Here is a 237-nt window from a genome sequence, read left to right on the forward strand (position 1 = left end):
TTGTAATAGGTATAAATGCGTTGTACTGATTGCACGCCAGGATCATCGGCGCCGCTGTAGTCGGTATTGTTGGCCTTTTTGAACCAGTCATAAATGCGCCCTACAAATGGCGAAATCAATTGTGCGCCGACTTCGGCACAGGCGATGGCCTGGGTGAGCGAAAATAGCAGCGTCATATTGCAGTGTATGCCTTCGGCTTCCAGCACCTTGGCGGCCTGAATGCCCTCCCATGTGGCG

General features: G+C 52.7%; 1 protein-coding gene. It reads right to left on the reverse strand.

Going from position 1 to position 237, the window contains the following annotated elements:
• Window positions 1-237: transaldolase family protein (locus tag ACZ3HG_RS24840; protein WP_465335208.1), on the reverse strand; the 237-nt coding region annotated here is incomplete at both ends.

It is taken from the genome of Erwinia sp. PME.40.26/001, assembly GCF_055556675.1.